This window comes from Cellulophaga sp. L1A9 (assembly GCF_009797025.1).
Lineage (GTDB): Bacteria > Bacteroidota > Bacteroidia > Flavobacteriales > Flavobacteriaceae > Cellulophaga.
In genome coordinates, this window is sequence record NZ_CP047027.1 from 1,469,053 (window position 1) to 1,489,774 (window position 20,722).

A 20,722-nucleotide genomic window follows, 5' to 3' on the forward strand; every position below is an offset into this window, starting at 1 on the left:
ACCTGCTAAAAGGAAAGTAAAACTTCAGTAAGAATAAATTAACAACTACTATGATAAAGACTATCGCATCTGTATTAAATAAATTGTTGCTACATTCTAGAAATGATTGGAAAGATATTTATTCTGGTATTTTTTTACTCGTGCGTATTCTTAAAGAGGAAAATAATACCATAAAAATTACTGGCGCTAAAACATCTAAAAGTATATTTCAGATTACAGGCACGGGCAATAGTATAATATCAGAAGCTGAGCTGATTGAAGAATCTCAAATTGTAATCAATGGACAAAATAATTCACTCAAGATTGCTAAAGGTGTAAAATTGCGAAAAGCAAATATTATTATTAGAGGCTCTAATTGTCATATTACAATAGGCAGTGGAACAACTTTTGGCGGTGTTAGAATGGTAAATGTTGGTACTGACAACTTGGTAGAAATAGGAGAAAATTGTTTGTTTTCTGATCAAATTGAAATTTGGGCTAGTGACACTCATAGCATATTTAACGAGGATAATCAAAAAATTAATAAAGAACAACCCGTGTTCATTGGGGATAATGTCTGGGTAGGTAGTCGCGTAATTATTTTGAAAGGGATTGAAATAAGTGATGGCGCCATTATAGGAATGGGAACAATTGTTTCAAGAAACATTCCATCGAAAACTATTTCAGTAGGTATTCCAAATAAAGTGATCAAAGAAAATGTCCGTTGGACCAATGAATACTAATATTTCATAAGTATAGAATTATGCGTGTACTACACATTTTTAACGAATTAAAATTTTCTGGCGCGGAAATTATGTATGCAAACGCTGCGCCTTTATTTCAGGCTAGAGGTGTGGAAATGCTAGCATTAAGCACAGGTGAGAAAGTTGGTGATTTTCTTCCTAGATTCAAAACTGAAGCTATTGAAGTTCATTATATGAAACTTCCTATTAACACATATAATCCTATATTCTTAATACGTTATTTTATAAAAGTTTATAAATTTATTAAAACCTACAAAATAGATGTAATTCATATACATCGTTCAAAACATTTTTGGTTTTTTTCATTAGTCGGTTATTTATCAGGAAAAAGAGTAGTACGTACCGTACATAATGTTTTTAAGCACAGAAGTTGGACTTGGATTAAAGGGTTCTTAGAAAGATTTACTGCATCTAAAATTTTTAAAGTAAAGTTTCAAACCATAGGAAAAAGTGTTTACGAGAATGAATTAAATTATTATAAAAATGACTCCATAGTTGTTAATAATTGGTATGACAGTACTAAATTTTTTCCCATTCAAGATGAAATAGAAAAACAACGTTACCGCGAAATTTTAGAAATACCCAAAGATTCTTTTGTAATTATTTCAACGGGGGGATGTAGCCATGTAAAGAATCATCATGATGTAATAAAAGCACTGGCTATACTAAATAAAAATCTTGAGTGCATCTATTTGCATTTAGGACAAGGACATACAGAAGAAGAAGAACATAGTTTAGCTAGAGAATTAAATGTATTCGATAAAATTCAATTTTTAGGCAATCGGCCTAACGTTAGAGATTATTTGATAGCCTCAGATGTCTATGTGATGCCCTCACAATTTGAGGGCTTAAGCATCGCGGCTATTGAAGCTATGGCAAGTGGAATACCCTCAGTATTATATAATGCCCCAGGCTTGCGGGACTTAATTGTAAATAATGATAATGGTTTTTTAATTGAACCTAGTTATGAGGAATTAGCAAGAGCAGTAATTAAATTGTACGAGGATAAAAAACTTAACGCACTCATGGGTAAGAATGCCAACAAATATGTTGAACAGTATTTTTCTGTAGAAAAAGGCGTTGAAGGTATTATGAAATTATATAATTAATTCAAGTTTAGTTTTATAATGCAAAAAGAAAATAGGAAATATCTAACCATTATAATGTTCTTAATTGCGGTTCAGACCATTTCTCCATGGACTTTTGTACCAGTAGGTACAACAGTCATTTGGTGGGCCATGAATACTATCGCTTTAATTGCTATTCTTCTAATTAAAAATCAATTTTACGACACCTCTAATAATCGCAATGCTACAATCGTATTTGTATATTTAACATGGAACATCAGCTCTATCGTTCGTGGTTGTTTTGTTGCTGAAAACTATTGGGAATGGAAAAATTTAGTAACCATGGGTTTTGTACTCTTATTACCATTAACGATTTATATTAGCACCAACCGTCAAATGGTACAAAATATTTTTAATACGTATATGAAATACATTTTGCCAGCGTTTTTTCTTTTTGCTGTTTTAATGAGTAGAGGTGCCTACGGTGTATACCTTATCCCAATAAGTTTTACACTACTATTTTTACCTTTACTTACCAAAAAATGGAGAATAGCCATGTTGTGTTTTGCTATATTAGGAATAACGGCAAGTTTTGCGGCACGTAGTAATGTCATCAAATTTATTGTGCCTTTCGCCTTTGGCTTGTTGTATTACTTGCGCCCATTTGTGGAAAAACAAATTCTAGGTTTGGGTCGTATTTTGTTACTAGGTTTACCGATTGTCCTATTTATTCTAGGGCTTACAGGTCAATTTAATGTTTTTAAAATCAGTGATTACGTAAAGGGTGAGTATTCAACACAAAGTAGTAGTGGCGAAGAAGAAGATTTGACAGCGGATACTAGAACGGGTTTATATATTGAGGTAATCGCTTCTTCAATTATAAATGATTATGTTTGGTGGGGTAGAACTCCTGCGCGCGGTAATGATTCCGTCTTGTTTGGTGCTGAAATAGAAGCACAAACAGGAACAGGAAAATTTGAACGTTATGCTAACGAAGTATCCATCTTAAATGTGTTTACCTGGACAGGCCTTGTTGGTGTATTCTTATATTTTTTAGTCTTTTTAAGAGCCTCTTATTTGGCTTTATATACATCTAAAAGTTGGTATATGAAAATATTATCCATATATGTCTGCTTCCGTTGGACCTATGGTTGGGTAGAAGATTTTAGTCGTTTTGATCTTTCCTATATTTTCTTGTGGATTATAATAGGCATGTGTTATTCGTCCTCATTTAGAAATATGACCGATGGGGAATTTAAATATTGGGTACGCGGTATTTTTGATATCCGCTACCGTAAAGCAACCCTTAAAAGGGTGCGTGTTATTAAACAATCTTAATTTTTATGTATAAAATAGCGGTATTACTTACCTGTTTTAATAGGGTAGATAAAACCTTGGCTTGTCTGGAGAATTTATTCGCTTCTGTTCCAGATAATATGGTGCTAAAGGTTTTTTTAGTAGACGATGGGTCTACCGATGGAACAGGAGTTAGCGTTCGTGAAAAATTTCCACAAGTACAGGTTATTCAAGGTACAGGCAGTTTGTACTGGAACAGAGGAATGCATTTAGCCTGGGATACGGCAGCGAATACCGATGAATTTGACTATTACATCTTATTAAATGATGACACCTTCTTATATCCAAACGCACTAGAAGAAGTTTTAACGTGTGCGATCGAGAAGGATAATAATGTAGTAGTTTGTGCTGCTTTCTGTAGCGAAGAAACCAAAAAATTCACCTATGGAGGTCAAACGAAAAAAGGGGAGCCCGTAATACCTAATGGCACCATTCAAGAATGCCATAGCATTAATGGTAACTGCTTGTTAGTCCCTAAAAAAGTGCACGATAGTGTCGGCAACTTAGATCCTATTTTTCCGCATGCCATTGGCGATTTTGATTATGGCCAACGCGCTATGGCTAACGGCTTTAAACTAATAACCACTAAACGCTATTTAGGCACTTGTGAAAGTAATGACTATTTACCCAAATGGTGTTACAGCAATGTACCCTTTAAAGAAAGACTTAAAGCCTTGTACTCCCCTTTAGGCAATAGCCACCCTAAATATTATTTTATTTATATAAAAAGACATTTTGGTTTAGGCTTAGCCTTAAAACATATGCTATCTATTCACCTCAGACTTTTAATACCTAATTTATGGAAACAGTAGACAACACTATTTTCCAAATAGACAATCCTAAAGTAAAAGCTACTTACACCAATACTGATAATTTCAAAGTGAAATTACATGAAGGAGAGAATGTGCAAAAAGACCTGTGTATACTGTATTTTAGTAGTAATGAATTATATTACCCAAATACGGCTAAAGCTTTTGAAAATAGTATTTTGGTAAAGGATAAATTTGAATGGCAACGTAATTTTCTAAGAATCGCACACAAGCATATTTTTATTCGCGATATTCAAAAGCAATGGTATATAGAAGGTATTAGTGCAACCAATAACACCCCAGATAAACTATTTGAATTATTTCAAGAATTGACTAAAGGTTTTAGGGTCTATACTATTGGTAGTTCTGCGGGAGGTTTTGCAGCAATGCTTTATGGTGGATTATTAAAAGCGGAACGTGTATATGCCTTTAATGCTCAGTTAAATTTAAATTTAATCGTGCAAAACTCGAACCCTATTACAGACCCTTTATTGTATAAATATAAAGATACAGAGCGCGCCAAATATTATTTAATTGACAACTTTATAAATAAGGGAACCGATTATTTTTATTTTCAATCCAGTAAATCTTCGTTCGACATTAATCAGTATGCAGGCTTTCACAAAAAAGAAGAAATTTTAAGAGTACCCTTTAAAACTGCTAACCATGGCTTCCCTTTTTTAAGACATAATTTAGGTCATGTTTTAAAATTAGATAAAGAACAGTTAATCGCACTTTCTAAGAAAGAATACCATCCTTTTCTTTTTTCCGTAAGCATTGATGGTTGGTTAAAAACAATCAATACTGTAGGTGTAACGGTCATAAATCGATTTAAAAAGAAGTTGATAGAGAAAAAAGCAAGGTATTAATAAAAGTAAGTAAATTTAGGTAAGAATTCTCATGGTAAATAAGAAAGTTATTTTGTCTGCATACTCCTGTGATCCTTCAAAAGGGTCTGAACCTGGTAATGGTTTTAATTGGGCAGATCAATTGAGTAAATATGGGCATCAGGTTTATTGCATTACCACAAGTAAGGGTAAAGAAGCCATAGAAGAAGCGAGGAAAAACAATCCTAACTTAGAGGTTGCCTATGTTGATTTGCCTTTCGGCTTAGATAAAATGTACTACTGGACCCAACTGGGCATGTACATGCATTATTTAACATGGCAATGGTTGGCGTACAGACATGCGAAACAGGCCCATAAAAAAATGAATTTTGATTTAACACATCATGTCACTTGGGGAAGTTTACAACAAGGTTCGTTTATGTACAAATTACCGATACCATTTATTTTTGGCCCCGCTGGTGGGGGTCAAAAAGCTCCTGAGGCCTTTAAACATTATTTTAATCAACACTGGACTACTGAAATAAAAAGAGAAAAAATAAGTGTATTACTACAAAAATTGAACCCTGCGTGTAAAGCGATGATAAGGCGAGCCAAAATTGTGTTGGCTACCAATTTAGATACATTGAATATGGCCAAGGCTATGGGTGCTAAAAATGTTGAACACATTTTAGATGCTGCTTTACCAAGTACATTTTTCGAAGACACGGAAATGCCAACTAGGAATAATAAAACAGAATTAAAGTTACTTTGGGTTGGTCGTTTTTTACCTCGCAAAGGTATTTTATTAGTACTTGAAGTAATGAATGAGCTTAAAAAACATCCGAATATCACCTTGACCGTTGTAGGCGATGGAGAAATGAGAGACGCATTTTTAACTAAGTGCAAAGAGTATGAATTAGAGAATCAAATAAATTGGGTAGGTAAAGTACCTTTTGCTCAGGTAAAATCTTACTACGCAAGTCATGACGCCTTTTTCTTTACTTCATTGCGAGATTCTTCGCCAGCTCAACTCATTGAAGCCATGGCATTTGGCTTGCCTATAATTACCTTAGACCTTCATGGACAAAGTTTAATGGTAAATTCTGACAAGGGTATTAAGGTAAGTGTTCAAAAACCAGAAAAAACTATTGAAGAATTAACCAACTTCATAGTTAAACTAGATCACAATAGAGATGAATTATTAAGATTGTCTGAAAATGCTTATTTATACGCAAAAGACCAGACATGGCCAAAGAAAATAAAACTTGTCTCCGAACGGTTTTACCAATGATAAATAACGGGCAATCAATTTCAACAATCTCCCTCCAGTAAAATTGATCCTCTCGTAAATTCATTTTGAACCAAATATTAACCAAATTAATTACACATGTACCAAACATGTGTAATCAAAAGTATGAGTTTAAAAAATTTAAAATTTAGAAGACAGTTTTTATTGTCCCCTAAAGCATGTCCTGAACTGGACTATTGGAACAACCATGAATTGGGCAAACACCATTTGCACGTACACCCTGATTGTTTACAAACCTCAGCGACCAATACTAATAAAAAAGGCGTCTTGCTTGGCCATGTTTTGGATCCCCGAAAACCAGAATTATCACCTAATGACATTCTAGAAATACTACTGCAACAAACTGATAAAAATGGTATTGCAAAAGTGTTATATGGCTTAGTCGGTAGGTTTGTACTCATCATAGAGGAAGAAAATAATTTCACTTTTTTTAACGATGCCTGTGGTCTAAAATCATTTTTTTATACCCAGCAGAAAAATGAATTTTATGCAGCATCACAACCCTTGCTTTTAAAACTCGTTACAGAAAATGTAATTGTTAAGGGGGAGCGCTTTGATAGCTATCGTAATTCTGATTATGTAAAAAGCAGTAAAGAAAACTGGTTCCCTAGTGGTACCTCGCTATATCCAGATGTCTATCATTTAGTAGCCAATCATTATTTAAAAAGTGAAACCCTAAAACAAACTAGGTACTGGCCTGTTAAAAAATTAGAAATTGACAATTACGAGGAAGCCAGACAAAAATTTGCAGAACTTTTAAAACTTACGGTAGAAACCGGTAGTAGAAAATATAATCTAGGACTAGGCTTAACTAGTGGATTTGATAGTAGAATATTATTAAGTGCCAGTAAAAAAGTAACAGAAAACATGCTTTTTTACACCTTGCAGTATAGAAATTTAGACCAGCACTCCAATGATATCAGGATTCCGATATCCTTATCAAAAAAAACAGGCTTCTCACATGAAGTAATGGACTGTAGGTTACAGACTACCAACCAGTTTAAAAAAATATACCTTGCTAATTCTGACATGGCACACTTGAATGATTGGGGTCATATCGCCTATGGTATTTCACAAAACTTACCAGAAGGAACCATGTCTGTAAAAGGGAGTTGTTCCGAAACAGGAAGATGTTTCTTTTATAAAAATGGCATTCATCCAGAATTGAAGTCTAGCCAAGACATCATGAGTATTAATCCTAAATGGAAGGGGATACCGTTTATAGAAAACCAAATTGCAGCTTGGTATGACGAGGTTAAAGATCCTAATACCAATAAAGGCTATAACATTTTAGACTTGTTTCATTGGGAAGTAAGCACTGGCAGTTGGCAAACACAGAGCCAGTTAGAATGGGATATTGTACACGACACTTTTACCCCATTTAACAATCGGGAGTTATTAGACCTCATGCTTCATATTGACACCAAGTACCGATCAAAACCAGATTACACTTTGTATAAAGACACTATGAAAACCTTATGGCCAGAAGTATTACTAGAACCTATAAACCCCGAAACACCCAAAGTAAAATTAAAATATAAATTCAAGAGTATATTGGCCAAATTAGGCTTTGAAAAGTACAACCGATAAATATAAGTACCCCTTAACACAACATTCTTTTTAAAAAAAAGAATAGAACCCTAATTTTATTTAGATGATTAAACCCGCTCCAATACTCCTATTTACCTATAAGAGGCTAGATGCTTTAAAAAACACTATTGATGCTTTAAAGAAAAATGAATTAGCCTCAGATTCAGATTTATTCATATTTTCAGACGGGCCAAAACAAGAAAAGGATAAAAAGATTATAGAAGATATAAGGGTGTATTTAAAAACTATTGATGGTTTTAAATCGGTAACTATTAGTGCTTCCCCTACCAACAAAGGGTTAGCAAATTCCATAATTGGTGGTGTAAGCAGGGTAATGGAACAATCCGAAACCGTAATTGTTTTAGAAGATGACTTGCTCACTACACCAAATTTTTTGACTTATATGAACCAAGCCTTATCAAAATATACCACCGAAGAAAAGATATTTTCCATTTCTGGGTATTCCTTTGATTTGCGTATTAAAGATCAAAACCCAAACACGACTTATTTACTAAACCGCGGTTGGTCTTGGGGTTGGGCCACATGGCGCGATCGCTGGGAGAAAGTAGATTGGGACGTAGCTTCTTATGCTGAATTTTCAGAAAACAAAAAAGAACGTAAAGAATTTGCCAAAGGAGGTTCTGATTTAAATGCGATGTTAGACAAACAGATGACAGGCAAGTTAGATTCTTGGGCCATACGCTGGTTCTACCATCAATTTAAAATAGGAGGCTTAACATTATATCCCTTAGGCTCAAAAATATACAATGATGGTTTTGATGAATTTGCGACACATACCAATGGATCAGAAAAAAGATACCTCCCCTATTTAGATAAAGAACACAGCTTGAATTTTGATTTTCCTGAGACTGTAAGTATAAGTCACGAATACCAAAAAAAATTTCAATCTAAAATGGGCCTTATGGCGCGCATTAGATCTAAAATTGAAACCCTTCTTAAATAAGTAAAATCATGATAAAAGATGCTGTTCGAAAATTACGGTTTTATTACCTCCAAAAAGTAAAATGGAAGAAGTACACCATTGGTGAAAATTTCTACGCAGGAATGCGCGTGCATCTTTGGGCTAAAAATTCATTAGTCATTGGAAAAAATTTCTATATCGGAAGGGATTCACAAATAGAAACAGACTGTAGTATTGGTGATAATGTAATATTTGGTAATAAAGTGGCCATTGTAGGTAAATATGATCATCATTATCAGCAAATTGGGGTTCCTATACGTATGGCTTCAAGAATAAGAGATGATGCTTATAATTGGAAAGGACTAACCAGTAAAACCATCATCGAAGATGATGTTTGGATAGGCTATGGTGCTATTATTATGAGCGGAGTAATCCTTAAAAAAGGTTCTATAATTGCTGCAGGTGCCGTAGTCACTAAAGATACTGAGCCTTATAGCATCTTTGGAGGCAACCCTGCTAAAAAAATATGCTCCCGTTTTGATACGGATGAGGATTTAAAAAAACATATAACATTAGAGAACGATTTTTTAAACCAAAATCGTTCGTATACAGGTGTTCAAGGAATTCCTGTTCAAAAATAATTACTAGTCCAAGGGTCGCATCCTCAATGTCCCAAACCCATTAAAATGCGAACCTATTTACTTTTTTTGATTTCCAAATTAACCATTTTAGTAACTCATAAAAACCAAATTTATGAATACATTTTCAACCACATCCTGTTTAGGATACCGCGTGTTTACCGATCATCTTGATCATTTACCCAAAACAAAAAATACGGTAATTAATACCATCAATCAGTACTCGTACTGTATGGCAAAAAAGGATGCCCTATTTAAAAAAACATTGCATGCCTCAGATGTGCTTTTACCGGATGGTATCGGTATTACTTTTGCAGCCAAGTTTTTATATGGAAAAAAAATAAAGAAAATTGCAGGTGCAGATTTACATGCTTATTTTCTAAATTCCTTAGAAAAAAAAGGAGGTTCTTGTTTTTATTTAGGCGCTTCTCCAGAAACCTTAGAGAAGATAAAAATTAAAATGCAACAGGAATATCCAAATATTAAGGTTGGGGCATATTCTCCGCCATTTAAGAAAACATTTTCCACGGTAGATAATGCTCAAATGATTACAGCAGTAAATAATTTTAATCCCGATGTACTCTTTATTGGTATGACAGCTCCAAAACAAGAAAAATGGAGTTTTGACCATAAAGACGCCTTAAACACTGGGTATATTTGTGCCATAGGTGCTGTATTTGATTTTTATGCAGGCACCGTTGCCCGGCCCAGTGAAGTTTGGCAAAAATTAGGGCTAGAATGGTTGGGCAGATTAATTAAAGAACCCAGAAGAATGTGGACCCGATATGTCACTCATGGTTTTATATATTTAGGCTACCTACTCCAAGCGAAACTTAAAGGCCCAGAACTTGAAACAGAAGCAAAAAATGCTCCTAAGACAGAAACTAAGGCTAAAATTAAGACTGCAATTGAAATTGAAGTTGAAAACTAAAACACTATTACCGCCTTATCATTACTACTTAAAAAATACGGTATGTATTTTTCTCCACTAAAAAAATAATTTTTAAATACAGAGCATAGCAAAAAAATTAATGAAGAAGTCATATTTTGTCATTCCATTATCGTTTGTATTTCATATTATCTCCCTGAACCTTATCCTGTTCTTATCAGTACCAAAGGTCTACGATCATGGGTATAGTATATTGTATTACAATATCTCTTGGTTGATTGTTACTTATAGTATTGATTTTTATCCCACTGCACGAAGAGAAGGTTTTGGCACCAATTTAAAGAACTTTATCATTCTTTTTATCTTGTTTGGTTTGGTCTATTTTACCTCTTTTACTTTTTTAGGAGATCAATCTTATCCGGTACCCTATTTGGTGCTTATCTATGTTCTCATTTGTCTGATGCTAACGGCCTATCGTTTGCTATTTTATTGGGCTCGAAATTTATACCGCGCTAAGGGATATAGCCAAGGGGTGAGGGTTGCCGTCATAGGAAGAGATAAAAATTTAAAAAAATTAAGACGCATTTTTGATACTCCAGAGTATGGCTATACTTATATGGGGTATTTTGACAATTCGAAATCTAAAAGTAAGACCTATTTGGGCTCTATTGAAGAATCATATAACTACATTTTCGAAAATAATGTAGAGGAAGTCTATTGTATGGCTTCGAGATTATCTAAAGATGAAATCCAAGCCTTGATGCGCATTGCAGACAATAGTTTTAAAAAAATTAAAATAGTCCCTGATAATAAAGAGTTATTTTCCAGAGCCATGTCTATTGAATTGTATGGCGAAGTACCTGTTTTAAATTTAAGAGCCTCCCCCCTAGAATTAGAATACGCCAATGTGGTAAAACGTATTTTTGATATTATGTTTTCTAGTCTCGCCATCCTATTTATACTTTCTTGGTTAACTCCATTGGTTTGGGTTTTAATGAAAATTGATTCTAAGGGACCGTTGTTTTTTAAACAAAAAAGGCATGGAGTCAATAGAAATACATTCTTATGTTATAAGTTTAGATCAATGACAAAGAATGAAGACAGTGATACGCAGATGGCGACTAAGGGAGACATGCGGATTACAAAGTTGGGCCGTATCTTACGCAAAACTAGTATTGATGAATTGCCCCAATTTTTTAATGTACTTCAAGGCAACATGAGTGTAGTAGGCCCAAGACCCCATATGCAGTTACATACAGAGCAATATGAAAAATCTGTCGATAAATATTTAGTCCGCCACTTTTTAAAACCCGGAATTACTGGGCTGGCGCAAATAAAAGGCTATCGAGGCGAGATTGTAGAAAATTCTGATATTGTAAACCGAGTACGTTATGATATCTTTTACATGGAAAAATGGTCCCTACAATTAGACTTAAGAATAATTTATTATACGGTACTTAATGCCATCCGTGGCGAAGAACGTGCCTATTAAATTCTATATTCGTCAGAAGACCTAAAGTACCCAATAAACATATAAAAAAAATAGTATATTAAACACTTATTAAATTACCCTCAATTTATGGAAAAGGAACAATACAGATATTTGCCTGTTTCGGAAGATGAAAGCACTTTAAATGTACGCGAGATTCTAAGCAAATATTTACGGTACTGGCCATGGTTTCTAATTTTATTATGCCTAAGCTTAGGAGCCGCAATCACTTACCTGAAATATGCCCCCAAAACCTTTCAGACCGTATCTAGTATTATCATTAATGATGAAGAAAATGGCAGTTCTTCAGGAGCATCTTCTTCTGGAATGCAAATAGATCTTTTAAGTGGCTTAAAAACCAATAGTATTGCCAATGAATTGGGCTTATTGCGTTCCAAACGTTTAATGTTTAATACGGCGAAAGCTTTAAATTTAAATGTGGTTTATTTAGATGATTCTGGTTTTACGGTCAATGAATTATACGACCAGACTCCTGTAATCATTCAAATGCTTCGTTTTGATGAAAAACTCTTAGAGAAGGCTATTGCCGCTGAAAACAACACGTTTAGGATCCGTAAAAAAGGAACAGAAAATTTTGAACTAATTAATGAAACCAAAAAGAGTACAAAGACCATAAAATACGATACTCCAGTTGAATTAGATTTTGCTGATTTCACTGTAAAAGCTAATAATGAAAATTCTTTGTTTTCCAGCACATGGGAAAGTGTACTGGTAACCTTTATTCCATTGAATAATGTTGCCGAAAATTATTCTAAAAAGTTAGCCGTAAACATCGTCGAGGAAAAATCTACCTTACTAGAATTAGGGCTAGAAGATAGGGTAAGCCAAAAAGCCGAAGATATTTTAAATCAACTGGTCTACGAATACAACAAGGAAGCCATTGAAGATAAAAATTTAATTGCGAAAAATACGGCTGATTTTATTGACGAACGTTTACAAATCATTAACGGGGAATTAGATTCTGTAGAATCTGGCAAGGAAAATTATAAAGAACAAAATAGACTTACTGATATTGGGGTAGAATCTTCTATGCTAATCCAAAATGTAAGTGAGTTTAATAAAGAACAGCAACAAATACAAACCCAATTAGAATTGACGCAGTCGATTTTAAGTTATGCCGATAATGATAGCTATAACTTATTCCCTTCCAATTTAGGCTTGGATAATTCTTCATCTAATGAACTTATTTCTGAATACAATGCCTTAGTCATTGAACGGAATAGGTTGGCCGCAAGTTCTACAGAACAAAACCCTGTCGTAAAAGGCATGTCAGACCAAATTAACCGATTAAAATACAATTTAAAGTCCAATCTAGAAGGTACGCGCAACAATTTAATGATTTCGCAAGATAATCTACGAAGAAAATCTGGTTCCTTAGGCTTTCAAATGTCGCAAATTCCTGGCCAAGAACGTCAGGTAAGGGGTATTGAACGACAACAGGGGATTAAAGAAGCCTTGTACTTGTACTTACTCCAAAAACGAGAAGAAAACACCTTAGCCTTATCGGTTTCTGCGCCCAAAGCAAAAATTGTTGATGAGGCCTTTAGCACACGAAATAGCATCTCCCCTAGTCCTAAAATTGTCTTAGGAGGAGCACTTATACTAGCTTTACTAATTCCTGTTGTATTTATTAGAGGCCGAGAATTGTGGAACAATAAAATAGAAAGTAGAGCCGATGTAGAAAAAGGTTCTAAAGACATTCCCATTTTAGCAGAATTGCCTAAACTCAACAAAAAAGACAATGAGTTCATTCTAAAAAATGATCGTTCGGTATTGGCAGAATCCTTTAGGATCCTCTCTGCCAACTTGCAGTATGCGATGATTAACAATATGGGCGATAATGGTGGAAAAACCATTTTTGTAACCTCTACAACTAAGGGAGAAGGAAAAACTTTTGTGGCAGTGAATCTTGCCATTACGCTCGCATTATCTGGAAAAAAAGTACTTCTAATGGGTGGGGATTTAAGAAACCCCCAATTTCATCGTTTTGACACTAATTTAAAAAAAGTGTTTGGAGTGAGCGATTATTTGGTGAATAGGAATTTAGAATTATCAGAATTGTATCGAGCTACGGACTTACATGAAAGTTTAAAAATCTTACCTTCAGGCACGATCCCTCCCAACCCAGCAGAATTATTTCAAATGGAACGCTTAGGAGCCATGTTTGAGCAATTGCAAGAAGAGTTTGATTATATCGTAGTAGATACCGCACCAGCACTACTCGTTGCGGATACTTTTTTAATCAACAGGTTTGCTTTGGTTACCTTATATGTGGTGCGTTCTGAAGTGACTAAAAAAGAAGCCTTGAAATTTGTAAATGATTCCAAAAAAACAGGGAAATTGAAAAATGTAAGTTTTGTCATTAATGACCTGAAGTTAAATAATTTCGCCTATGGCAATAAATACGGATATTCCTACGGGGACTAAGGAGCAAATAACTAAACTAAAAAAGGGTGTACTAACAATATAGTACACCCTTTTTTAGTTATTCATTAAGACAGAAAAGTTTATTAAAATATTTATGATTCAATCCTTTACCCAACCATAACTTCCTTAATTTCAAAGAGTTTTACGCGATTTATTTCTATCAGTATCCTAGTTATAGGTGTCACTTTTTGCATTAAATCTCAGAAAACCCGCTCAAAAAAGTTAAAATCAAATAAATTTAGGTATTTCAACGAATAAATATAACATTACATCCCTTAACTGGAAAAAATAAATAGTTTTGTCAAACCCAAATTAAGTTACCTATACCTACCTATTTATGATATTAAACTTGAACCCTCGTTTAGCAAATCTCCTAGTAACAGGAGTTGTACTATCTACTATGCTATTGGCCTGCTCTAATGATACTGATAATCTACTGGCCCAAGTAGTAGATGACAGTAGTGAAATCAATATAATTGTTGATGATAATTTCTCAGTAGTACCTGGCGCTGTAGAAGCCCTTGACGTTTTAGAGAATGACACCTTTTCTGATATGGAGGCGGTAAGTATAACGCAGGTATCTCAACCATCCAATGGTAATGTTACAGTAAATGAAGATAATACTATTGAATATAGTGCACCAGAGAGTTCCTCAGAAATCTCTGATACGTTTACGTACACTACTCAATCTAAAAACACTGCTGGAAAACTGACCTCAAATACGGGGAATGTAACCATTATAATTACTCAGGATACAGAATCTAAACAAAGTGACAACTTAAACTATCTATTTACTGACACAGCTAAAAACATACTAAAAGAAAGGTTTGAAAGTGACTATACAACAGGTACAGGATTTACAAGTGATTTCGTAAGAGCAAAACTAGGTGTTGCTACTTTTACAGCCAACCCATCCTTAGGTAGGCCAACTTACGGTCAGAGCCCAAATATTAGTTCAGAAAGACAGATAATATATTATGCTGCCTTGAAAGCGTATGTGTTTGAAGACGTCAGTTTAGCAAATTTAGTGGCTACGGAATTTTTAGCAGAAGTTAACACTAATGACTTATCTGACATTTGGTGGTCTACTAATCCAAATTTTGGTGTTGATTCTGATTTATGGCTACAATCAGCATCAATGTTAAAGATGATGAAATCTTATCATCTGATTAAAAACATTCAAACTACATTAAGTGATACTGATAAATCAACTATTGAAACCTTTATTAATAAATATGCTGCTTATGCCAAAAACTGGGTTGATTTTTACTACGACCAATATTTTGGTTCAGGGTGGGAACTAAACGGTGTTTCAAATTTTGGTAATGGCGCACTTGCTACTGAGATAGATTCCCAAACGGCATATCCAATTGAAGATAGTGAAGGTAATAAATTAACAGAATATGCAGTTTCAGGAAGACAAAATGTTTTTAATAATAGAAACATTGAAACTGTAAATTTTTTACACGGCTGGGCGATAAGTAATAATGATGTAGAGGCCGAATTAACAACTAGACAGTTTTTTAAGATTGTTATAAAATATGGATTATGGAGTAACGGTACTTTTTTTGAAACCATGAGAAATAAAAATGATTACAACATAAATGGACTAGGTGTTTTATATTCTTTTTCAACACTTTCCGCAATGGTTCATATAGCTCACAGAGATGCAATGGCTAATAATTATCCAAATGATAAGCTTTACGACTACGAAACTACAGAGGGGATAGTTCAAGGTTCAACTAATCTTACATCTTCACAATATTTAGGAGGAAGCACCACAGATGGTATTACCAAAAAATCGTTAAAAACTTTTATAAAAGGACAAAGTAATTACTATAGAAATACAGCCAACGGCGGTTGGAATGATGTGCGGTATTATAATGGAAGACCTATAGATATGACCGGAACTTGCGAAAGAGATTATTCCGTACCACAAGCAATAGCAAATATCTACTATAAAGACAACGACATTAAAGATTTTTACATATACAATAATAGTATAGGTTATCCGGCAAAAAATAGTTATATGGACGGTTCTTATTTTGGTTCTGACGGAAACATTGGCACTTCTTTATTAGGTGGTGCTTGGTTTGAACAAGAAAATAATTTCTTTAATTAAAAATACGTCACTTTTTTTATTCTTTTGACCAATACATCATTTTGAGGAATCTATTTATTTAGTATTTATTTATCTTTTACTATCCATTGAGCCTAAAAAGAGTCAAGAGAAAAATCATGCTACAAATTAATCAGATGATGGAATAAGTGTCATCATGGAAAAATCAATTGCATATAATAAAAATAGATTGAAAGGTACTATCTCATTCTAGAAAGAGATAAGAAAGTAGTAAGTTACCTACTACGAATATTTTAGTGATAGCAACAATTGTAAAATTTGATACAATTAGAAATTGTACTTAATCTTCAGAATTACACCCAAGAATTCTTTATTTTTACTGTCCAAAAATGCGTCTTATTCCAATGAAAATTTCCTATACAACATCAAAAACCACGGAAGAACTAACACAAATATTAGTTTTACAGCAAGCAAACCTCTACCGTAACGTCTCAAACGAAGAAAAATTGGCAGAAGGCTTTGTTACCGTTGAACATTCTTTTGAACTTTTAAAAGAAATGAATGACGTTTGCCCACATACGATAGCCATAGATGAACAAGGAAATTTAGCGGGGTACGCCTTAAGCATGCATCCATCGTTTAAAGACAAAATAGACGTTCTTAAGCCCATGTTTGAAGTAATAGACCCATTGATAGCTCCAGAAGAAAAATACATGCTTATGGGGCAAATTTGCGTTTCTAAAAATCACAGAAAACAAGGGGTATTTAGAGGGCTATACCAACACATGCAAAAGCAGGTGGCTCCAGAATTTGAAGCTATTATTACCGAAGTAGATGCAAAAAACACCCGATCTATACAAGCACATAATGCTGTTGGTTTTGTAGCAATTGCGAGATATACTGCAAATGACCAAGAATGGGTGGTCATTTCTTTAAAAGCATAAACTAAAAACATACCGCATAAAAAAAGCCATACGTTTCAGTATGGCTTTTTTTTAGTATAAAATTTTTAAGCTTAGTCTGCTAGAACGATTACTTTGTTGTCTTTCATCTCAACAGTACCGCTAGAAATTGCTAATGTTATTGCTCCAGTAACCGACTTAGAAAATTTAGTTTTATAAGCCTCTGCAACAACAACATTGCTCCCTTGAATTTTAACTACACCGTCTTGTAACAAAGAAACAATCGGGGCGTGATTCGCTAACATTTGAAACTCACCATTGATACCAGGTACAGTTACCGAAGTAACTTCTCCTGAAAATAAGGTGGCTTCTGGTGATACGATTTCTAAATACATTTTTTTAGTATTAAGTAGTTAGTAAAACGTATTAAGCTTCCTTAATACGTTTTACTTATATTATTTAAGCTTCCGCTAGCATTTTCTCACCAGCTTCAATAGCTTCTTCGATAGTACCTTTAAGGTTAAATGCAGATTCTGGTAAGTGATCTAACTCACCATCCATAATCATATTAAATCCTTTGATGGTTTCTTTAATATCTACCAATACCCCTTTTAGACCAGTAAACTGTTCTGCTACGTGGAAAGGTTGTGATAAGAAACGTTGTACACGACGCGCTCTACCTACGGCTAATTTATCTTCTTCAGATAATTCTTCCATCCCTAAGATGGCAATAATATCTTGAAGCTCTTTATAACGTTGTAATAACTCTTTTACATTTTGAGCACATGCATAATGTTCTTTTCCTAAAATGTCTGCCGTTAAAATTCTAGAGGTAGAATCTAAAGGATCTACCGCTGGGTAAATACCTAACTCTGCAATTTTACGAGAAAGTACGGTTGTTGCATCTAAATGCGCGAACGTAGTTGCTGGTGCTGGATCTGTTAAATCATCTGCAGGAACGTAAACCGCCTGTACTGAAGTAATAGAACCTCTTTTTGTTGATGTAATACGCTCTTGCATAGCTCCCATCTCTGTTGCCAAAGTTGGTTGGTACCCTACTGCAGATGGCATACGACCTAAAAGTGCCGATACCTCTGATCCTGCTTGCGTAAAACGGAAAATATTATCTACGAAGAATAAAACATCTTTCCCTTGACCTTCACCTGCACCATCACGGAAATATTCTGCGATAGTTAAACCAGATAAAGCAACACGCGCACGTGCTCCAGGAGGTTCATTCATCTGACCAAAAACGAAAGTCGCTTTTGAATCTTTCATTATTTTTTTATCTACTTTAGATAAATCCCATCCACCTTCTTCCATAGAGTGCATGAAATCATCACCGTATTTTATAATCCCTGACTCTAACATCTCACGAAGTAAATCATTACCCTCACGAGTACGTTCTCCTACTCCAGCAAATACAGAAAGACCACCGTGACCTTTTGCAATGTTGTTAATAAGTTCTTGGATTAATACTGTTTTACCAACACCTGCACCACCAAATAATCCAATTTTACCACCTTTTGCATAAGGCTCAATTAAATCGATTACTTTGATACCTGTAAAAAGTACTTCAGTAGACGTTGATAGATCTTCGAATTTTGGAGCTTCTCTGTGTATTGGAAGACCATCTTTACCTGCTTTAGGTAGATTTCCAAGACCATCGATAGCATCTCCGATTACGTTGAACAAACGGCCGTATACATCATCACCAACTGGCATTTGTATTGCACTACCGGTAGCAACAACTTCTGTTCCTCTACTTAAACCATCGGTAGAATCCATAGAAATAGTTCTAACTGAATTTTCACCAATGTGAGATTGAACTTCTAATACTAAAAGAGAACCATCCTTTTTCTTGATCTCTAGAGAATCATAGATTTTTGGAAGTTCTGAACCTGATTGAAATTCAACATCAACAACCGGCCCGATTATTTGGGAAACTTTACCTGTAACTTTAGACATTACCTAAGTATTTATGTTTAGAATTAAAGCGTCTGAGAAATACAATCCGCTATGTTTTAGCTTCCTGTGTTTTTCAGGCTGCAAAGATATGTTTTTAACTTTTAATTAGAAATTGTTTTTTTCTTTTTTATCCACATAAAAAAAGCACCCTAAAAAAGGTGCCTTTAAAAACGATACTTTATGCTATACCTACTGTAAACCAGCAGCATAGTTTGTTGGATACGCTGCAGGATCTAATAAAGAACCCGAAGCCTCAAAGTTAGAACCATAAGTAACATCTATTGCTTTCATAAATTCATTCGCTAAAAATGAATACCCTCTAGCTGTTGGATGCACCCCATCTAAAGAAAAAGCACCACCCGTAGCTAAACTTGATGTTAATATAAAGTCTCCCGTTGAAATTCCCGAAGAAGCCAACTCACTTAAAATACTATTTACATCTACCAAAGCCAAACCAGCCTGACTAGCATTAGCAGCTATGATGCTATTAAATGCGCTTATCGCTGTAGCTATTTCTTCTTGCTCACTAGGCAATAATACCCATTTATCTTCTAAAGGAATTTGAGTACCATACCCTAATGGTATTTGTGAAGACAAGGGCAAAACAAATAAATCTGCTGCTGTACCCTGTCTATAACTAGGAATAGCAAATGCACTTAAATCCGTCAAATCCTCATCTATTATAACCAATGCATTATTTAGCCCTTCTGCGAAATTAATTGTTCTTTGATCTACTTCTTCTTGAGTTAACAGGCCATTTGCAAAGGCAAACTGTAAGCCGCCATTGTAGGTAGCATACCCACCATTTAAAGCGTCAGCAGTGGCTGCATCTAAAGGAACTGGATTATAAGGTACTGTTGTAAAATGCGGAATACTGGTTACATTAGGAATATTAGCCACAACGCCTTGAGCTCCGCCAGCTGTTAAAGCTCCAATTAATGTAGCATACGTTGCACTAAACCCTACTCCTACAGCACCATCTACCGGAGTTAATGGATCAGTACCATCACCACCAGACAAAGCATAGCCCAACACATCATTATTACCAATCCATAATGAAAAGAATGTTGGCTGTTGTGCTAATGTTAAATCTAACATGCTAGCATTTGGTGTTGTTCCAGTCATACGAACAAAATACGGATTCGCTAATTGCGGCGCCAAATTTGCAATGTTACCATAACCTGGTGCTAGTAAATGAAAACTTTTTGCCCCAGGAACTCCCATGTTATTAAAGGGACCCGTTGGATTATTAAAGGCTAAATCTGTACTTACCGTAACTGGCCCTATAATAGACTCTAATGAAACCGGACCGGCCCCACCAAATACCAAGCGCGGTTCTAAAATACGCGTACCACCAACAGCAATTCCTCCAAAATTATCATTCATTAAGGGCTGCGTAAAATCTCCACCGCCTATTAAAGCAAATTTCTGAGACAGCATATTTGGCAATGAATTTTCCTGCGATGCAATAAACAAGGCATTATCTGTAAAACCCGCTGTTAATGAATTTCCTATAGCTACAAAATTAGAAAAGTCTGCAGAACCCGCTACAAGAGCAGGAGCATCCACCATTAATTCTGCCTCTATTCTATCTACATCTTCAATATCATTACAGGCAAAAAAAGTAAGTGACACCGCAGACAACAGGATATATTTTATATTCTTCATCTTAATTTTTTAGTTTA

The 20,722-nt window shown here is 34.7% G+C and carries 17 protein-coding genes; 14 read left to right on the top strand and 3 right to left on the bottom strand.

Annotated features, from left to right (window positions below):
* The first annotated feature begins 50 nt into the window (after positions 1–50).
* The 14 genes from GQR94_RS06260 (at position 51) to GQR94_RS06325 (ending at position 17,111) form a co-directional block, all read left to right on the top strand.
* On the top strand, positions 51–722 hold the full coding sequence (locus GQR94_RS06260; protein WP_158974675.1) for a DapH/DapD/GlmU-related protein: 672 nt from the start codon (positions 51–53) through the stop codon (positions 720–722).
* A 20-nt stretch (positions 723–742) separates the two neighbouring features.
* Entirely contained in the window at positions 743–1,852 is a 1,110-nt protein-coding gene (locus GQR94_RS06265; protein WP_158974676.1) for a glycosyltransferase family 4 protein, read from the top strand.
* Positions 1,853–1,870: 18 nt separating this feature from the next.
* Positions 1,871–3,148 (top strand): hypothetical protein, encoded by a 1,278-nt coding sequence (locus GQR94_RS06270; protein WP_158974677.1) that lies wholly within the window; start codon positions 1,871–1,873, stop codon positions 3,146–3,148.
* A 5-nt stretch (positions 3,149–3,153) separates the two neighbouring features.
* On the top strand, positions 3,154–3,978 hold the full coding sequence (locus tag GQR94_RS06275) for a glycosyltransferase family 2 protein (RefSeq protein WP_158974678.1): 825 nt from the start codon (positions 3,154–3,156) through the stop codon (positions 3,976–3,978).
* A complete protein-coding gene (locus GQR94_RS06280) occupies positions 3,966–4,844 on the top strand; it encodes a hypothetical protein (protein WP_158974679.1) in 879 nt (292 codons plus the stop codon). The genes GQR94_RS06275 and GQR94_RS06280 overlap by 13 nt, the downstream gene beginning before the upstream one ends.
* Positions 4,845–4,875: 31 nt before the next feature.
* Positions 4,876–6,093, top strand: coding sequence for a glycosyltransferase family 4 protein (locus tag GQR94_RS06285; RefSeq protein ID WP_158974680.1), 1,218 nt, complete (start codon positions 4,876–4,878; stop codon positions 6,091–6,093).
* 123 nt (positions 6,094–6,216) lie between these two features.
* A complete protein-coding gene (locus GQR94_RS06290; protein ID WP_158974681.1) occupies positions 6,217–7,701 on the top strand; it encodes a hypothetical protein in 1,485 nt (494 codons plus the stop codon).
* A 64-nt stretch (positions 7,702–7,765) separates the two neighbouring features.
* The gene (locus tag GQR94_RS06295) at positions 7,766–8,665 is read left to right on the top strand and encodes a glycosyltransferase (RefSeq protein WP_158974682.1); all 900 of its coding nucleotides are present in this window, start codon (positions 7,766–7,768) and stop codon (positions 8,663–8,665) included.
* Positions 8,666–8,673: 8 nt separating this feature from the next.
* The gene (locus GQR94_RS06300; protein ID WP_199271545.1) at positions 8,674–9,264 is read left to right on the top strand and encodes a DapH/DapD/GlmU-related protein; all 591 of its coding nucleotides are present in this window, start codon (positions 8,674–8,676) and stop codon (positions 9,262–9,264) included.
* A gap of 112 nt (positions 9,265–9,376) precedes the next feature.
* The gene (locus tag GQR94_RS06305; RefSeq protein ID WP_158974683.1) at positions 9,377–10,192 is read left to right on the top strand and encodes a WecB/TagA/CpsF family glycosyltransferase; all 816 of its coding nucleotides are present in this window, start codon (positions 9,377–9,379) and stop codon (positions 10,190–10,192) included.
* A 100-nt stretch (positions 10,193–10,292) separates the two neighbouring features.
* The gene (locus GQR94_RS06310) at positions 10,293–11,642 is read left to right on the top strand and encodes an undecaprenyl-phosphate glucose phosphotransferase (protein WP_158974684.1); all 1,350 of its coding nucleotides are present in this window, start codon (positions 10,293–10,295) and stop codon (positions 11,640–11,642) included.
* Between the two features lie 87 nt (positions 11,643–11,729).
* Positions 11,730–14,087: a tyrosine-protein kinase domain-containing protein gene (locus GQR94_RS06315; RefSeq protein ID WP_158974685.1), complete on the top strand. Its 2,358-nt coding sequence runs from the start codon at positions 11,730–11,732 to the stop codon at positions 14,085–14,087.
* Between the two features lie 337 nt (positions 14,088–14,424).
* Positions 14,425–16,209: an Ig-like domain-containing protein gene (locus tag GQR94_RS06320; protein ID WP_158974686.1), complete on the top strand. Its 1,785-nt coding sequence runs from the start codon at positions 14,425–14,427 to the stop codon at positions 16,207–16,209.
* 362 nt (positions 16,210–16,571) lie between these two features.
* The gene (locus tag GQR94_RS06325; RefSeq protein WP_158974687.1) at positions 16,572–17,111 is read left to right on the top strand and encodes a GNAT family N-acetyltransferase; all 540 of its coding nucleotides are present in this window, start codon (positions 16,572–16,574) and stop codon (positions 17,109–17,111) included.
* Positions 17,112–17,182: 71 nt separating this feature from the next.
* Here the strand turns inward: GQR94_RS06325 and GQR94_RS06330 are convergent, their stop codons facing one another.
* The 3 genes from GQR94_RS06330 to GQR94_RS06340 all read right to left on the bottom strand — a co-directional run bounded on the left by GQR94_RS06330 (position 17,183) and on the right by GQR94_RS06340 (position 20,705).
* Positions 17,183–17,464 carry a F0F1 ATP synthase subunit epsilon gene (locus GQR94_RS06330; RefSeq protein WP_158974688.1) on the bottom strand — a complete coding sequence of 94 codons (282 nt, stop codon included), beginning with the start codon at positions 17,462–17,464 and terminating at the stop codon, positions 17,183–17,185.
* A 64-nt stretch (positions 17,465–17,528) separates the two neighbouring features.
* On the bottom strand, positions 17,529–19,037 hold the full coding sequence (gene atpD / locus GQR94_RS06335) for a F0F1 ATP synthase subunit beta (protein WP_158974689.1): 1,509 nt from the start codon (positions 19,035–19,037) through the stop codon (positions 17,529–17,531).
* Positions 19,038–19,226: 189 nt separating this feature from the next.
* On the bottom strand, positions 19,227–20,705 hold the full coding sequence (locus tag GQR94_RS06340) for a G-D-S-L family lipolytic protein (protein WP_158974690.1): 1,479 nt from the start codon (positions 20,703–20,705) through the stop codon (positions 19,227–19,229).
* Between the last annotated feature and the right edge of the window lie 17 nt (positions 20,706–20,722).

Excerpts from the sequence above, each read along its gene's own strand:
- GQR94_RS06260 (WP_158974675.1), top strand. The coding sequence starts at position 51 with ATGATAAAGACTATCGCATCTGTATTAAATAAATTGTTGCTACATTCT.
- GQR94_RS06265 (WP_158974676.1), top strand. The coding sequence starts at position 743 with ATGCGTGTACTACACATTTTTAACGAATTAAAATTTTCTGGCGCGGAA.
- GQR94_RS06270 (WP_158974677.1), top strand. The coding sequence starts at position 1,871 with ATGCAAAAAGAAAATAGGAAATATCTAACCATTATAATGTTCTTAATT.
- GQR94_RS06275 (WP_158974678.1), top strand. The coding sequence starts at position 3,154 with ATGTATAAAATAGCGGTATTACTTACCTGTTTTAATAGGGTAGATAAA.
- GQR94_RS06280 (WP_158974679.1), top strand. The coding sequence starts at position 3,966 with ATGGAAACAGTAGACAACACTATTTTCCAAATAGACAATCCTAAAGTA.
- GQR94_RS06285 (WP_158974680.1), top strand. The coding sequence starts at position 4,876 with ATGGTAAATAAGAAAGTTATTTTGTCTGCATACTCCTGTGATCCTTCA.
- GQR94_RS06290 (WP_158974681.1), top strand. The coding sequence starts at position 6,217 with ATGAGTTTAAAAAATTTAAAATTTAGAAGACAGTTTTTATTGTCCCCT.
- GQR94_RS06295 (WP_158974682.1), top strand. The coding sequence starts at position 7,766 with ATGATTAAACCCGCTCCAATACTCCTATTTACCTATAAGAGGCTAGAT.
- GQR94_RS06300 (WP_199271545.1), top strand. The coding sequence starts at position 8,674 with ATGATAAAAGATGCTGTTCGAAAATTACGGTTTTATTACCTCCAAAAA.
- GQR94_RS06305 (WP_158974683.1), top strand. The coding sequence starts at position 9,377 with ATGAATACATTTTCAACCACATCCTGTTTAGGATACCGCGTGTTTACC.
- GQR94_RS06310 (WP_158974684.1), top strand. The coding sequence starts at position 10,293 with ATGAAGAAGTCATATTTTGTCATTCCATTATCGTTTGTATTTCATATT.
- GQR94_RS06315 (WP_158974685.1), top strand. The coding sequence starts at position 11,730 with ATGGAAAAGGAACAATACAGATATTTGCCTGTTTCGGAAGATGAAAGC.
- GQR94_RS06320 (WP_158974686.1), top strand. The coding sequence starts at position 14,425 with ATGATATTAAACTTGAACCCTCGTTTAGCAAATCTCCTAGTAACAGGA.
- GQR94_RS06325 (WP_158974687.1), top strand. The coding sequence starts at position 16,572 with ATGAAAATTTCCTATACAACATCAAAAACCACGGAAGAACTAACACAA.
- GQR94_RS06330 (WP_158974688.1), bottom strand. The coding sequence starts at position 17,464 with ATGTATTTAGAAATCGTATCACCAGAAGCCACCTTATTTTCAGGAGAA.
- atpD (WP_158974689.1), bottom strand. The coding sequence starts at position 19,037 with ATGTCTAAAGTTACAGGTAAAGTTTCCCAAATAATCGGGCCGGTTGTT.
- GQR94_RS06340 (WP_158974690.1), bottom strand. The coding sequence starts at position 20,705 with ATGAAGAATATAAAATATATCCTGTTGTCTGCGGTGTCACTTACTTTT.